The sequence below is a fragment of the Acinetobacter sp. Tr-809 genome (genome assembly GCF_011753255.1).
In the GTDB taxonomy this organism is placed as follows: Bacteria; Pseudomonadota; Gammaproteobacteria; order Pseudomonadales; family Moraxellaceae; genus Acinetobacter.
In genome coordinates, this window is record NZ_VWVZ01000004.1 from 318,736 (window position 1) to 333,681 (window position 14,946).

Annotated in this window: 13 protein-coding genes; 11 read left to right on the top strand and 2 right to left on the bottom strand. The window is 43.2% G+C overall.

What is annotated here, in order from left to right:
* Positions 1-8: 8 nt before the first annotated feature.
* From F3J02_RS11310 to F3J02_RS11355, 10 genes are all read left to right on the top strand, one after another.
* On the top strand, positions 9-941 hold the full coding sequence (locus F3J02_RS11310; RefSeq protein ID WP_167249357.1) for a VOC family protein: 933 nt from the start codon (positions 9-11) through the stop codon (positions 939-941).
* Between the two features lie 26 nt (positions 942-967).
* Positions 968-2,179 (top strand): NAD(P)/FAD-dependent oxidoreductase, encoded by a 1,212-nt coding sequence (locus F3J02_RS11315; protein WP_167249359.1) that lies wholly within the window; start codon positions 968-970, stop codon positions 2,177-2,179.
* Between the two features lie 83 nt (positions 2,180-2,262).
* Positions 2,263-3,486 (top strand): MFS transporter, encoded by a 1,224-nt coding sequence (locus F3J02_RS11320; RefSeq protein WP_167249361.1) that lies wholly within the window; start codon positions 2,263-2,265, stop codon positions 3,484-3,486.
* A 34-nt stretch (positions 3,487-3,520) separates the two neighbouring features.
* Positions 3,521-4,042, top strand: coding sequence for a cupin domain-containing protein (locus tag F3J02_RS11325; protein WP_004652930.1), 522 nt, complete (start codon positions 3,521-3,523; stop codon positions 4,040-4,042).
* 33 nt (positions 4,043-4,075) lie between these two features.
* A complete protein-coding gene (locus F3J02_RS11330; protein WP_167249363.1) occupies positions 4,076-4,891 on the top strand; it encodes an alpha/beta fold hydrolase in 816 nt (271 codons plus the stop codon).
* A gap of 22 nt (positions 4,892-4,913) precedes the next feature.
* On the top strand, positions 4,914-5,708 hold the full coding sequence (locus F3J02_RS11335) for an SDR family oxidoreductase (protein ID WP_167249365.1): 795 nt from the start codon (positions 4,914-4,916) through the stop codon (positions 5,706-5,708).
* A gap of 9 nt (positions 5,709-5,717) precedes the next feature.
* Positions 5,718-6,509 (top strand): aspartate dehydrogenase, encoded by a 792-nt coding sequence (locus tag F3J02_RS11340; RefSeq protein ID WP_167249367.1) that lies wholly within the window; start codon positions 5,718-5,720, stop codon positions 6,507-6,509.
* A 12-nt stretch (positions 6,510-6,521) separates the two neighbouring features.
* Complete coding sequence (locus F3J02_RS11345; protein ID WP_167249369.1) at positions 6,522-7,988, top strand: aldehyde dehydrogenase; 1,467 nt, start codon at positions 6,522-6,524, stop codon at positions 7,986-7,988.
* Positions 7,989-8,026: 38 nt separating this feature from the next.
* On the top strand, positions 8,027-9,667 hold the full coding sequence (locus F3J02_RS11350; protein ID WP_167249371.1) for a thiamine pyrophosphate-binding protein: 1,641 nt from the start codon (positions 8,027-8,029) through the stop codon (positions 9,665-9,667).
* A gap of 147 nt (positions 9,668-9,814) precedes the next feature.
* Positions 9,815-11,008, top strand: a complete 1,194-nt coding sequence (locus tag F3J02_RS11355) for a hypothetical protein (RefSeq protein WP_167249373.1) — start codon at positions 9,815-9,817, stop codon at positions 11,006-11,008.
* Between the two features lie 72 nt (positions 11,009-11,080).
* Here the strand turns inward: F3J02_RS11355 and F3J02_RS11360 are convergent, their stop codons facing one another.
* Entirely contained in the window at positions 11,081-12,076 is a 996-nt protein-coding gene (locus F3J02_RS11360; protein ID WP_167249375.1) for an AraC family transcriptional regulator, read from the bottom strand.
* 349 nt (positions 12,077-12,425) lie between these two features.
* On the opposite strand from F3J02_RS11360, the gene F3J02_RS11365 reads away from it, so the two are divergent.
* The gene (locus F3J02_RS11365; protein ID WP_167249377.1) at positions 12,426-13,910 is read left to right on the top strand and encodes a flavin-containing monooxygenase; all 1,485 of its coding nucleotides are present in this window, start codon (positions 12,426-12,428) and stop codon (positions 13,908-13,910) included.
* Between the two features lie 102 nt (positions 13,911-14,012).
* On the opposite strand, the gene F3J02_RS11370 is transcribed toward F3J02_RS11365, so the two are convergent.
* Positions 14,013-14,942: a metal-dependent hydrolase gene (locus F3J02_RS11370; protein ID WP_167249379.1), complete on the bottom strand. Its 930-nt coding sequence runs from the start codon at positions 14,940-14,942 to the stop codon at positions 14,013-14,015.
* Between the last annotated feature and the right edge of the window lie 4 nt (positions 14,943-14,946).

The window sequence follows — 14,946 nt, forward strand, 5'->3', positions numbered from 1 at the left end:
GTGATCTCATGATTACAGGGATTGAGATTTTAAAGTTTGGTGTTGAGGACAGAGCTGCTTCGAATAAGTTCTTGGCAGATTTTGGTCTCAAGCAAAGCCAGTCGGATATTGAAGGGACTGATCTTTACCAGACACAAAATGGCAGCAAGATCTATTTATTTGATTGCGATGATATCCGCTTACCTAAAGCAATCGAGTCAGGTTCAACGCTACGTGAAGTGACTTGGGGGCTAGATGATGCGGCACAAGATTTGGCAAATTTAGCACTCCGTCTGAATGATGTAGAGGGTTATCAAGCCAGTACGGATATGGTGCAATGCATAGATCCGAATGGTATGACCATCCGTTTTCAAAAGAGTTTTACGCAAGAGCTGCCGGCTTTGCAAACTGAAGGCATTAACCAATACGGCAATGTACAACGTGTCAATGCAGCAAGTCCTGTATATGAAAAAGGACAACCTGTTGCGATTGGTCATGTGGTGTTTTTTACCCCAGATTTAGCAAAGACTGAACAGTTCTATATCGAAAAACTGGGTTTCTTCCTATCTGATGCTTATCGCAATCGTGGTGCATTCTTACGCTGTCGCGGTAAAGGTTTCCACCATGATCTGTTCTTGCTTTCGGTGCCAAATAAACCTGCTGGACTCAATCACGTCGCCTTCGTGGTGCGTGATATCCATGAGGTGATTGGTGGTGGATTGCATATGAACCGTTCTGATTGGTCGACTTTCATTGGCCCGGGACGTCATCCGATTTCTTCAGCTTACTTCTGGTATGTCAATTCACCGCTTGGTGGTGCGTTTGAGTATTACACCAACGATGACTACCTGACCGAAGAATGGCAGCCACGCATCGAAGAACATCGTCTGGAACTCTTTACAGAATGGGCGATTGAAGGTGGTTTAGATGATCATACTCGTCGTCAAGTCAAACCTGCATAAGTACAGATCAGCAGGGAGAATAAGCTATGGACAGAATCGTAATTGTTGGTGCAGGACAAGCAGCGGGGTGGGCAGTCAGTACTTTGCGCCAAAATGGATATTCAGGTGAAATTCATGTGGTCTCAAATGAAGACCGTGTGTTTTACGAACGCCCACCCTTGTCAAAACAAGTGTTATCTAAAGAAGCGAGCTATGAAAGCCTACATCTGTTTTCTCCAGAACAGGTGCAGGACTTTAATATCCAATGGCATAAGCCAGCGGTGGCAACGCAAGTCGATCGCCAGCAGAAACAAGTGGTTCTAGAAAGCGGTCAGGTTTTACCGTATGACAAATTGTTGATCGCCACAGGTAGCCGTGCCCGTGTTCCTGTGAATACGTGGCAGTTTATTCCCAATGTGGTGACTTTACGTAATGTTCAGGATTGTGAGCGTTTAGCCGAAATCTTGCAGCATTCGCAAAAGTTAGCCGTGATTGGTGGTGGCTGGATCGGTTTGGAAATTGCAGCGACCGCACGTAAACAAGGTAAAGAAGTTCATATTTTTGAATATGGTGATCGTCTGTGTGCACGTAGCGTCAGTCCTGACGTATCTGCTTTTCTAAAAAACATGCATGAGCAGCAGGGTACCCAGATTCATTTAGATAGTAAAAATCTGCATTTGATTGAAGCGGGTCAGCAAAAAGTTGAAGTGGTCAATCATCCCAATGTGAGTGAGTTATTTGACTGTGTTGTGGTTGGGGCTGGTGCTGATATTGCCAAAGAGCTTGGCGTGAATGCAGGCTTGGATGTGAAAGATGGCATTGTGGTGAATGGTTTTGGTCAAACTTCTGATCAGGATATTTATGCCGCAGGTGATGTTGCAATTCATCCCGGGCTTGGCTATTGCATCCAGTCATGGGCAAATGCACAGAATCAGGCGATTGCCGCTGCAAAATCAATGCTGGGAATAGAGACTGAATATAGCGATATTCCATGGTTATGGTCAGATCAGTATCACTTTAATATTCAGATATTGGGCACCTATCAAGCTGAAAAAACCGAGCAGATCGTGGTTCGAAAAAGCGGTGATGATCAATGCAGTTATTTGTACTTAGATGATCAAAACCGTTTACTCAACATGATTGCTATTAATGATTCAAAACTGGTCAAGCTGGCAAAGCGTTGGATGCAATCCAATACCGAGTTAGACCCAAAACTATTAGCAGACCCTGAATTTAATGTAATGAAATTAAAACCATAAACCTTAGGGTCTGTTGTCTCAAGTATCTATGAAATGTCAACAGACCCTAGATCCGGTTCATGACTCAATCGAAGGAATGAAGTATGAGTAATGAAGAGAAAAGTGGATTAAAGCATTGGGTTCCTGCTTTCGTCCTGATGGTATGTGTCGTTCTGGCATTCTTCGACAAAATTAGTATCGCAGTGTTATTTGCTGACCCGCACTTCCAAGGTGCCATGGGAATTGCGGAAGACAAGGCAAAACTCGGATGGCTGATGACCAGCTTCTTGTTGGCTTATGGTTTCTCTTCGGTATTTTTGAGCTTCTTGGGCGATATTTTTAACCCGAAGAAAATGCTGTTTTGGAGCGTCGCATCATGGGGTTTGCTCATGTTTTGTATGGGTTTTACCACCAACTATACAGGCATGTTGATCTTGCGCGTTTTGCTTGGTCTGGCTGAGGGACCATTGTTTGCACTGGCCTATGCCATTGTGAAGCAAACCTATACCGACCACCAGCAAGCACGAGCTTCGACCATGTTCTTATTAGGAACCCCGATCGGTGCATTCCTTGGTTTTCCAATTACCGCAGCAGTCTTGGCAAAGCATGATTGGCATACCACATTCTTTGTTATGGCAGGTTTAACAGTCATTGCATTACTTGCGATTGCATTTGGTTTACGTCATTTACAACTTAAGAAAACCATTGAATTGGAATCGACCAGCAAACGCGTCAATTTCAAAGGGCACATTCATAACACCAAGGTACTACTACAGAACCGCGCATTTTGGTTGGTGTGTATTTTCAATATTGCCTTGATGACCTATCTATGGGGTTTAAATAGCTGGGTACCTTCTTATTTGATTCAGGACAAGGGCTTTAACCTGAAAGAGTTCGGTGTTTATTCCAGCTTGCCATTCATTGCCATGCTGATTGGTGAAGTGATTGGTGCTTTCCTTTCGGACAAGTTAGGTCGCCGTGCGATTCAGGTCTTCAGTGGCTTATTGGTGGCAGGCATCTTTATGTATGTCATGGTCATTATGACTGACCCGATTCTCGTGATCGCGGCAATGTCTTTAAGCGCAATGGCTTGGGGCTTTGGTGTCGCAGCAGTATTCGCTTTACTTGCCCGTGTAACAACTGCCGATGTTGGTGCAACTGCGGGTGGAATTTTCAACGGGATGGGGAATTTTGCCAGTGCAATTGCACCTGTTCTGATCGGTTATATCGTGATGCAAACACATAGTTTTAATTTAGGAATTACCTTCTTGGCAGCCGTCGCTGTGATTGGATCGTTCTTCTTGCTTCCTTTATTGAAACGTTATTAATCAAACTATTGAACAAAAGCCTAGGAGTTAAAACATGACTACTCAACAATTCGAATCATGGACACAACCTGAAGGTACAAATTTACAAGACTGGTTGAATACACGAATCGCACGCTTTGAAACACGTAAATATGATTTCGATGCTTTGAAGTTCCAAGCGGACTACGACCCGAAATATCGTCGTGCACAAATGCGTTATATGGGTACTGGTGCGACTGGTGTAGTCAATGATGGTAATACGGTTCCAGCAGAAAACTTTACCTTCTCAACCATGGTTTTACCTGCACAGTGTGAAGGACCTTTGCATATTCATCACGATGTAGAAGAAGTGTTTTTCATGTTACGTGGCGAGATTGACCTGTTCATTGAACATAACGGTGAAAAGTTCGAGACCAGACTGAAAGAGCGTGATCTGATTTCGATTCCACCGGGTATTTATCGTGGCTTATTTAATCCAGGTCAGGAAGATGCCTTGATGTGTGTGATGTTGGGTGCAGGAAAACCGACAATTCCGAACTATCCACCTGAGCATCCATTGTCTCAAATCAAACGTTAATTCGAATGATTTAAGCCAAATAAAAGGAATGAAATGATGACACTGATTGAGCGCTTAGCCATATACCCAGTCAAAACTATTGCAGTAAATGGTCAGATGCAAGCCTATCGTGAGGCAGGTCAAGGCCAACCGCTGATTTTATTGCATGGGATTAGCTCGGGTTCTGCTTCTTGGATCAATCAGCTAGAGACACTTGGTCAGCATTTCCATGTGATTGCTTGGGATGCACCTGGTTATGGCTTATCCGATGGTTTAAACACAGATCAACCCAATGCAGCCGATTATGCGGAGCGAGTATTGGGATTGATGGATGCATTGAACATTGCAAAAGCCGTTGTAATTGGTCATTCATTGGGTGCCTTACAGGCCAGTGCGGTTGCCCATCTTTATCCTGAACGGGTACAGACTTTAGTGCTTGCCAACGTAGCACAAGGCTACCAACGTTCCGATGAAGATACCAAAGCACAGGTCTATCAAAAACGCCCAGATATGTTGAAAAGCTTAGGCAATGCAGGCATGGCTGCCAGCCGTGGACCGCATTTGATTTATAAACAAGACCCTCTGGCACTGGCTTTGGTCAGTGAGGTGATGGGGCAACTAACATTAGATGGTTTTACCCGAGCATCTTATTTGTTGGCCTATGACGAAATTCGAAATTATTTAACAGAACTGACTGTTCCGTGTGTGGTGATTGCGGGTAACAAGGATGGAATTACACCTGCACAAGCGATCAAGGAGCTTGCTGTAGAAATGCAATTGAGCCGATGTCATCTCATTACAGATGCAGGTCATTTGAGTTATGTCGATCAACCTGAACAGTTTAACGACATTGTTCTATCGGTACATTAAGACTTAAACGAGAGATATGGATATGAGCTTCCAAGTTGAAGGAAAAGTAGCAGTTGTCACAGGTGGCTCGTCAGGCATTGGTTTGGCTGCAGTCGAAATTTTAGTTGCAGAAGGTGCCAAGGTGGCATGGTGCGGTCGAGATGAGCAACGTCTAGCTTCATCAAAACTATATATTTTAGAAAAATATCCGCATGCCAATATCTTCACCAGTATCTGCAATGTTTTGGATAAAGAAGATGTAAAACGCTTTGCACAACAGGTAAACCAAAATCTGGGCAATGTCGACATGCTGATCAATAACGCAGGTCAGGGGCGTGTGTCTAATTTTGAAAATACCCAAGATGAAGACTGGATGAAAGAAATTGAACTGAAGTATTTCAGTGTATTACATCCAGTACGGGCATTTTTAAACGATTTAAAACATTCGGCATGCGGGTCGATTACCAATGTCAATTCTTTGCTGGCACTGCAACCTGAACCACACATGATCGCAACTTCATCTGCACGTGCAGCATTGCTGAATCTAACCCATTCACTGGCACATGAATTTACCCAGTACGGTGTTCGTGTCAATTCAATTCTTTTGGGCATGGTGGAATCAGCACAATGGAAACGCCGTTTTGAAACCCGTTCTGATCCAAATGCAACATGGGAACAGTGGACAGGCAATATCGCCAAAAACCGTGGCATTCCAATGCAACGTCTAGGCAAGCCAGAAGAACCAGCACGTGCCTTGGTGTTCTTGGCATCACCTTTAGCTTCGTATACCACAGCTTCGACACTCGATGTCTCTGGTGGATTTAACAAACATTTATAAGGTGTTCACATGAAACAGTTGATGATGATTGGTTTCGGTGCGATGGCGGCAGAAGTGTATGCCCACATGCCTCAAGACCTGCAACTTAAATGGATTGTGGTACCTGCTCGCAGTATCGAAAAAGTACAGGCGCAGGTTGCTGCTGATGTACAGGTGATTTCTTCAATTGATGAATGTCAGGGGACACCTGACTACGTGATTGAAGTGGCAGGCCAGGCTGCGGTGAAAGAACACGCGCAAAAAGTTCTCGAAAAAGGCTGGACCATTGGCCTGATTTCAGTGGGCACTTTGGCGGATAACGAATTTTTAATTCAACTGAAATTAACCGCAGAACAACACGATGCGCATTTGCACCTTTTAGCGGGTGCAATTGCAGGGATTGATGGGATCTCTGCGGCCAAAGAAGGTGGTCTGGAAAAGGTTACTTATAAGGGCTGCAAAAGTCCAAAAAGCTGGCGTGGCAGTTATGCGGAACAATTGGTGGACCTTGATCAGGTTAGCGAAGCAACGGTTTTTTTCCGTGGTACAGCCAGAGAAGCAGCTTTGAAGTTTCCAGCCAATGCCAATGTAGCAGCCACGATTGCACTGGCTGGATTGGGTATGGATGACACCATGGTTGAGTTGACGGTTGATCCGAGCATCAACAAAAACAAGCACACCATTGTGGCAGAAGGTGTGTTCGGTGAAATGACCATTGAATTGGTGGGTGTGCCATTGGCGAGTAACCCGAAAACCTCAACCTTGGCTGCATTAAGTGTGATTCGCGCTTGCCGCAATAGTGTTGAAGCAATTCAGATTTAAAAGGATTTGATCATGGTAAAGGAAATTTATATCGCTGGTGAATGGCGATTAGGCAAAGGTGCTACGATTCAAAGTTTATTTCCAGCAGATCAATCGGTGAATGCTGAAATTTCAACGGCGAGTTTAGACGATGTCAATGAAGCCATTGAAAAGGCAGATGCGGCTTGGCGCAAAGCCGAGTGGCGCAACAGCATGCCACATGAACGTGCCCGTATTTTATATAAAGTGGCCGACATTATTGAAGCGCGTGTGGATGAGCTTTCAAAACTACAAACCCGTGATAATGGCAAGCCGTTGGCTGAAACCCGCGCCTTGACCATGAGTGCAGCAGCAACAGCGCGTTATGTAGCAGCAGCCTGCGAAACCTTGAATGATGAGCTAACCACGCAACGTGCCGCAGATTTTATGACCATGAGTGTGCATGAACCTGTGGGCGTGGTCGCTGCAATTACCCCGTGGAATTCACCGATTGCCAGTGAAGTACAGAAATTAGCACCTGCACTTGCGGGTGGTAATGCGGTGATTCTAAAACCAGCAGAAGTCACTTCTTTGATCGCATTGGAACTCGCCAAAATCTTTGAAGAAGCAGGCCTACCGAAAGGTTTATTGAGTGTCCTAGTTGGGCGTGGTTCGGTGATTGGTGATGCGATCGTGAAGCATCCTCTAGTGCGTAAGATTTCATTTACGGGTGGAACCACTACGGGTCGTCATCTGGCACATTTAGCAGCTGACAAACTGATCACCACATCTTTAGAGCTTGGTGGAAAGTCTCCAACGATTGTGTTGCCAGATGCAGATATCGAATTGGCAGCGAAAGGTGTGGCTTACGGCATCTTTAGTTCGGCTGGACAAGCCTGTATTGCAGGCTCACGTCTATTCGTGCACAGCAGCATCTATGATCAATTTCTAAGTCGTTTGGTTGAGATCACCAAAGGCTTGCATGTTGGACATCCTGAAACTGCGGGTGTACATCTCGGTTCTTTGATTAATCCGAAACATTTGGCTTCTGTCGATGACTATGTACAGCTGGCGAAACAAGAAGGTGGTCAAGTCCTTGTGGGTGGTCATGCCTTAACCGAAGGTGAGTTTGCCAAAGGGAGCTATTACTTGCCAACCATTATCACGGGTTTAAGCAATTCAGCACAAACCTGTCAGGAAGAGATTTTTGGCCCTGTGTTGGTGGTGATGAAATATGACGATGAAGCTGATTTGATTCAGCAAGCCAATGACAGCTGTTTTGGGCTTGCCGCAGGCATCTGGACTGAAAACTATCGAAAGGCATGGCAAATTGCCCGTGCTTTAGAAGTCGGTACGGTCTGGATCAATACCTACAAAAAATTCTCGATTTCAGCACCATTTGGTGGTTTTAAAGAAAGTGGGATCGGGCGTGAAAAAGGTCGATTAGGCATTTTGTCTTATATGCAACAAAAAAGCATCTATATGGGATTAAGCGAGCAGCCAAATCCTTGGGCGAATTAATACATTCATGGAATGAAAAGTTTTTGAGGAATATAGCAATGACAGAACGTGTAAATGTAGGCGAAGCTATCGCCCGTGTTTTAGAAGCACATCAAGTAGACAGCATTTATGGGGTGATTTCGATCCATAACTTACCGATCGCAGATGCAGTTGGTCGTCGTGAAAAAATTCGTTTTGTGGCGGCACGCGGTGAAGCGGGCGCAGTTACGATGGCTGATGGTCACTCCCGTTTTAAAGGACTCGGTGTGGCGCTTACCAGTACAGGCGCGGGTGCGGGGAATGCGGTCGGTTCACTGATTGAGGCAATGAATGCAGGCAGTCCAGTGTTGCATTTAACGGGACAGGTGGAGCGTGAATACTTGGATCGTGATGCCAGTTTTATTCATGAAACCAAAGATCAGCTCACCTTCTTACGTGCATCAAGCAAGGCAGCATTTCGTATTACCAGCCCTGACAATGCAGTGGGTGTGATTCGTGAAGCGATTCGTGTAGCCACTACAGTACCGATGGGACCAGTCAGTGTTGAGTTACCGATTGATGTGCAAGCAGCAGAAATCGATTTGCCGCTGAACTTAGGTCCAGTAAAAGCCCTTGAATTACCACAAGCTGAACAGGTCGAAGTCGACTTAATCGTTGAAGAACTGAAGAAAGCCAAACGTCCTGTATTCTGGATTGGTGGCGGTACCTTGAATAGCGTTGCGGAAGTCAAAGCCATTGCTGATCTTGGGATTCCTGTAGTGTCATCAACACATGCACGTGGCGTGTTGGCAGATGATCATCCTCGTAGTTTAGGTGCATTCCATAACTCGGCTGGCGTTGAGCAGTTACTTAAAGAGGCTGATCTATTGGTAGTGGTGGGTTCGCGTTTACGTAGTAATGAAACCAAGACCTATTCAGTGCAGTTCCCTGACAATATTATCCAGATTGATGCCAATCCAGTGGCGCAGCAGCGTAATTACAAAGTTCGCAACTTTATTTGTGGTGATGCCAAAGATGTGTTGCAACGCGTATTGACGGGCTTACAAGGTATCTCAAAAGTCGATGCAGATTATGATGCAGCTGTGGTGAAGGCAAAACAGGCAGCAATCGATGCGCTTCGTACCCAGTTAGATCAGTACGCTTTAATCTGCGATCACTTACGTGCCGCATTACCACAAGACGGTATTTTTGTACGCGACATTACTATGTCTGGCAGTACCTGGGGCAGCCGTTTATTCCCAGTACAGGCACCAAACCAGAATATTCATTCTCTAGCAGGTGCAATTGGTCTAGGTCTGGCAACGGCGATTGGTGCATCGATTGCCAATCCCGACAAGAAAGTCATTGGCTTGGTCGGTGATGGCGGTTTGATGTTAGGCATTGGTGAAATCGCAACCATGGCACAGGAAAATACCAATATGGTGCTGATGATCATGAATGACGGTGGCTATGGCGTGATGCGTGGCATTCAAAAGAATTACTTCGGCGGTCGCCAGTATTTCAATGAATTGCATACCCCCGACTATAAGGTTCTAGGTGAAGCAATGGGTGTGAAAAGTTGGAAAGTGGGCAGTGCAGATGAATTCAAGACCGTGATTCAAGAAGCCGTTGATTTTCAAGGGCCAAGTGTGATCGAGCTGGATATGCATTCAATTGGGCCATTAAACTTTGCTGGTCCACCACAGAAAAAATTGTACTAATCCCCCTGAGCATTGGCAGTCCGTGCTGATGTGAAGACCGTTTTATGAGCAAATTTTTTTGCTCATAAAACGATAAAAACTATGTTTTATAGGTAAAACAAAAAACTAGCCAACAGGATCGTTGGAACGAAAGCAAAGGAAGTAAATATGAAAAAGACATCAATGGTCGCGATGCTTGCTGTATTTTATTTGGGTACCACATCCCATGTTTTTGCACAAAGCTCAGCCCTAGAATGGAAAAGTGAAGACGGAACGGATTCGGTAAAACTCGGTGGCGTGGTGCGACTCAACCAACGTTATGAAAATTGGGAAGGGCCCAATGGCGGTTTTGGTAAACTTTATTTTGATATTTTCAGGGTAGATCTAAAAGGTAAATTTGACGACGCTTATTTTAATGCCAGTTATCTGTTTCAGGATCAAGAGAAACGCTCGATTGAGAAAGCTTATGTCGGCTATAAGCTTGATCAAAATAATAGTATCGAAGCTGGTCTGGTGTATAAACCTTTTACAATTTACCCTTATCCACAAAATGGCTGGACCTATCATATTCCATTTTTCTTGGGCTATGGCAACAACATTGCACCTGGTTTGAACTGGAATTTTAATAACAAGGATTGGGATATTAAACTGGGTTATTATCCGCAAATGCTAGATACCAGTCTGCGTTACTCACCTGAAAGTGCCACCTATGATGATTTGGCCGATAATGCGTTTCCCACCCAAAAAGCCTATCAAAATGAAAAGCGTCATCAATTTAACACACGTATTGTACGTAAATTAGAAACTGATTTTGGTAAGCAAGAATTTGGTGTGTCAGGAGCTATTGCACAATTGTATAATAAAACCACCGATAAAAATGGCCAATATTATGCAGTCGGTTTGCACAGCGATAATAATTACAAACGCTTTAATCTACAAAGCTCTGTGATTCATTATCAATATGATGCCAAAAATCCAGAAGGGGTTAGCAATGATGTGACCTTGATGGGCAATAATGGCTTTACACCTGCATATTTCATTGCGTCAGAAGCCACCGTTGCCAGTTTAAACCTCGCTTATACCTTGCCTGTGCAGGATATGGGCAAACTCAAAGCCATCCGTTTTTATAATGATTATAGTTATATGGACAAGAAACGTGATGACTGGTCGGCTTCACAAATGAATACCACAGGGATGATGTTTATTGCTTCGCCGTTTATGGTGTGGGCTGATTATACCTGGGGTAAAAACTCCAATATTATTGGCGGGGCTTCCAATGCCACAGGTTATACCTCAACGGTTTCACCCTATAGCGATCAATGGTTATACCGCATTAATTTAAATATTGGCTTTAGTTTCTAAATTTCCAATTGGTACTTTTTTAGAAGGAGTGAGTCATGCCCATGATTTACTCTTTTTGCTTTTGAGAGGTTTTTAGCTGAGATGGCTTTTTCGATATTCAGATGGTGTCAGGTGTTCCCATTGTTTAAAGGCACGGCTAAAAGCACTTTGTTCGGCATAACCGAGTAGCAGTGCAATTTCAGTGAGAGACAGCTCTGATTTGACCAAATAGCTTTTTGCCAGTTCTATACGAATGCTTTTAACCAGATCGCTGTATTGCAAATTATAGCTAGTCAGCTTGCGATAAAAGCTTCTTAGCGATAGATTCATCTGTTTGGCAATATTCTCAGCAGAGGGTTCACCAATCTTGAGCATACTAACGATGAGTAGCTGTAAATCTTTTAAGAAAGTATCAGGATTGGGAATGCTCTTGAGTAGTGCTTCTGCTTGCTGATCTAAGAGTTTTTTAAGATGTGGATCACGACTTGGAATGGGTAGATGTAGGATTTCAAGCGGTAACCATAATCTTAATACATCTGAATTGAAACTGACGGGGCAGCCATACACTGCTGCATAGAGTGTGATATCAACAGGTGCAGTGGCAGAAAATTCGATTTCTAAGGGGCAAATCTCAGGTCGCTGCAAGATCTTACGGATGGTACTCAAGACACCTGAAAGCAGCACTTCATTCGAAAGTTGAGAGTTTTTATGCACCACGGGTGTCCAGCACATACAAAAGCGATCTTCTTTTTGCACAATGGAAAATGAAGCTGAGTTTTGCAACAGTGGTTGGAAATTCTTAAAACAATTCAGAAAGCTGATCAGGTTCGGGCTGGATAATGCTAAGTAACCTAATATATGGATATGATGCGGTTCTGAGAGTTCACCAATATAATGTCCTAACACAGGCATTGGATGTTGCTGATAGATGTGTTCAAGCAGACTCCACCATTTATGTAATGGCATTCTCGATTGATTGGCATATTGTTGGGTGAGTTCATGGAGTTGATTATTCGAAATATTGTGTTGCTGTAGATACTTGTCGATGAGTTCTAACAGAACCGATGGAATACTTGGAATTTCAGTCATAATTGCTCTGCTCGTTTCGAAGTCAAATCCTTTAACCCAATTACAGATAAATCATCGCAGCGATCACGTTGTTGATTTACGTTTTTATCTTAGCTGATGCAATTTAAAATTTTTGTATCATCAAAGGACAGAATCATGCGCTTTGATCTCAAAAGCTCTTATTAAGAATCAATAAAATAAACCATAATTTAACCATAACTCTTTCATTTGACTTTGGTTATTTCAAGCTGGCATCCACGGTCAAGCCTTTATAGTCGAATCTCATTATTTTCCATAGATATGTCTTTTAATCCATTTGAAAAGGGTTGAAAGATTCTACTGACAAGGTTTTATCAGTTTGGAGTGGGAAATGTCAGATTTAGATCAAGATACTGTTGTGGACGATTATGCTCTGGATGTTGTGATTATTGGTGCAGGGTTTTCAGGCATTGCAGCAGGAGTAAAGCTTCAGAAAGAAAAAATGAATAATTTTATTATTATTGAGAAATCAAATGAGGTGGGTGGTGTTTGGCGAGAGAATACCTATCCAGGTTGTGAGTGTGATGTACCATCTTCTATTTATTCTTATTCATTTGCACCGAATCCCAATTGGAGTCATATTTTCGCAAAACAGAAAGAGATACAGCATTATATTAAAGATGTCGCAAGACGCTTTAACATGGATCAGCATATTTTATTCAATACCGAGCTACGTCAAGCTGCTTGGTCACAGCAGCAACAAGCTTGGCTGATTGAAACCAGCAATGGAAAATATAAGGCGAAATTTATCTTTTTTGCCACAGGTCCTCTAAGTGAACCCACCACACCTGATGTGATTGGTTTAGATCATTTTCAAGGACATATTTTCCATTCTGCACAGTGGGATCATTCAGTTGATCTGAGTAACAAGCGTGTTGCCGTGATTGGTACAGGTGCATCTGCAATACAGATTATTCCTGCGATTCAGCCCATTGTGAAGCAACTGTATGTGTTTCAACGAACGGCACCATGGGTGATTCCAAAACCCAATATGGTCATTAACAACAGCTCCAAAAATCTACAGCAAAAAGTACCATTTACGCTGAGCTCCATCCGTAAATTGACCAGTGTTTCCATGGATCTGTTTAGTTCAAGTGTCAATCAACCGCAAACCTTGGAGGTCTTAGGCAAGGGTTTGATTCACTGGATGCATTATCAGATTCAGGACCCCGTTTTACGCGAGAAAGTCAGACCAAAATTCACTTTGGGATGTAAACGGATTTTATTTTCAAATACTTATTATCCAGCACTGGCTGCAAACAATGTGGAGCTGATTGATCAAGGCGTAAAGGAAATTACACCGAATGGGATTTTGGTTGATGGTCAAGAAGTTCAAGTCGATATCATTGTTTGGGGAACAGGTTTCGAAGTGGCAAAACCACCGATTGCCAAACGGATCATTACTAAAAGCGGAGATTTATTGGATGATGTTTGGCAAAAAAATACAGTACAAGCTTTTAAGGGCTGTGTAGTTAAAGACTTGCCGAATGCATTTATGTTACTTGGGCCCAATAGTATTAGCTATAACTCATTAATTACAGCGGCAGAAAATCAAATTGACTATGCGATTAAAGCAATTCGTTTTGTTCAGGATAATCAATTGGGTAGTTTTGAAATCAGTGCATTTGCAGAGGGGAAATTTAATCAGAAACTGCAAAATAAACTGAATGGCACTGTATTTAATCAAGGTGGATGCGCGAGTTATTATCTCGATAGCAAGCAAGTGAACGTTGCCAATTATCCATGGACCATGCAATACATGGAAAATGATATGGCTGAATTTGATAGTGATTGTTATACCTTCGCAAGTAGATGATATTGAAAGGCCTTATATTGTATAAGGCCTTTTTACATTGCTTAGCCGAAAAAAACGCACTGAATAAGTGTCTAAAAAGAGGAAAGTTTCAGATTCAATACATTAACAGGCGCGGAGTTTAGTTAAGGCTTGTACCGCAGGAGAATGATTTAACACCTGTAATGCTTTGTTGGTATCTCCCTCATGATAAGGGTGATAGTTCGGTTTAACCCAGTGTCTTAAGCTAGAAATCATCGCGAAAAAACTCGGCACTTGTTTACTGCGCGTATTTTCAATCGCTGTATATCTTAACGCCCGAATCAGTCCGTAATTTTTATAAGGATCTGCGTGCTGGTCTTGTTGTGCCAGCTTCTTAAAGCAATGATAAATGGCAAAGGTGAATAGAGGAGCAACTGCCAGCATAATCGTTTGGCGTTGCAGGTAGGCAAAGGCTTTGTTATTTTCGCCACATAAATGCATATATAAATCGAAAGCCACACTTCGATGCTCAACTTCTTCTGCCAAATGCCATGTCATTAAGTCAGACATCATTTCATCAGCAGTTTTATTTTGCCATGGTTGATCATCGAGACACCATGTGCCTAACATCGTCGTGAAATGTTCAACCGCAGCGGCGATACCGACGCGAATGGTAAGCCAACGGTACTCTAAGGAACTGGAAAGGCTTAAGCCCAAAGGCGCAGTATTGATTTGTTTAAAGATATTGTCTAAAGAAATAAGAAACCCATCGATGTCATAGTCATAATGGCGTAAATATTCTTGGGCTACCTTGTGCGCAGAGGCATGATGCGCTTCCTGATGCACAAAACCTTTTACGTCGGCACGTAGCTTCTCATCTTTGACGTAGGGAAGTGCTTCATTAAAAGAACGGCACATCCACAGTTCACCTACGGGCAAAATGAGATGAACAGCATTAATTAAATGGGTAGCAAAAGGATTGTCATAGATCCAATGCTCTGGCGTATTACTAAAATCGAATTGCACGCGACGTTGTTGCAGATAATGATTTTCGAGTCGTTGTTGGGGATGCATAACA

Excerpts from the sequence above, each read along its gene's own strand:
- F3J02_RS11310 (WP_167249357.1), top strand. The coding sequence starts at position 9 with ATGATTACAGGGATTGAGATTTTAAAGTTTGGTGTTGAGGACAGAGCT.
- F3J02_RS11360 (WP_167249375.1), bottom strand. The coding sequence starts at position 12,076 with ATGACTGAAATTCCAAGTATTCCATCGGTTCTGTTAGAACTCATCGAC.
- F3J02_RS11330 (WP_167249363.1), top strand. The coding sequence starts at position 4,076 with ATGATGACACTGATTGAGCGCTTAGCCATATACCCAGTCAAAACTATT.
- F3J02_RS11335 (WP_167249365.1), top strand. The coding sequence starts at position 4,914 with ATGAGCTTCCAAGTTGAAGGAAAAGTAGCAGTTGTCACAGGTGGCTCG.
- F3J02_RS11315 (WP_167249359.1), top strand. The coding sequence starts at position 968 with ATGGACAGAATCGTAATTGTTGGTGCAGGACAAGCAGCGGGGTGGGCA.
- F3J02_RS11325 (WP_004652930.1), top strand. The coding sequence starts at position 3,521 with ATGACTACTCAACAATTCGAATCATGGACACAACCTGAAGGTACAAAT.
- F3J02_RS11365 (WP_167249377.1), top strand. The coding sequence starts at position 12,426 with ATGTCAGATTTAGATCAAGATACTGTTGTGGACGATTATGCTCTGGAT.
- F3J02_RS11355 (WP_167249373.1), top strand. The coding sequence starts at position 9,815 with ATGAAAAAGACATCAATGGTCGCGATGCTTGCTGTATTTTATTTGGGT.
- F3J02_RS11345 (WP_167249369.1), top strand. The coding sequence starts at position 6,522 with ATGGTAAAGGAAATTTATATCGCTGGTGAATGGCGATTAGGCAAAGGT.
- F3J02_RS11340 (WP_167249367.1), top strand. The coding sequence starts at position 5,718 with ATGAAACAGTTGATGATGATTGGTTTCGGTGCGATGGCGGCAGAAGTG.
- F3J02_RS11370 (WP_167249379.1), bottom strand. The coding sequence starts at position 14,942 with ATGCATCCCCAACAACGACTCGAAAATCATTATCTGCAACAACGTCGC.
- F3J02_RS11350 (WP_167249371.1), top strand. The coding sequence starts at position 8,027 with ATGACAGAACGTGTAAATGTAGGCGAAGCTATCGCCCGTGTTTTAGAA.
- F3J02_RS11320 (WP_167249361.1), top strand. The coding sequence starts at position 2,263 with ATGAGTAATGAAGAGAAAAGTGGATTAAAGCATTGGGTTCCTGCTTTC.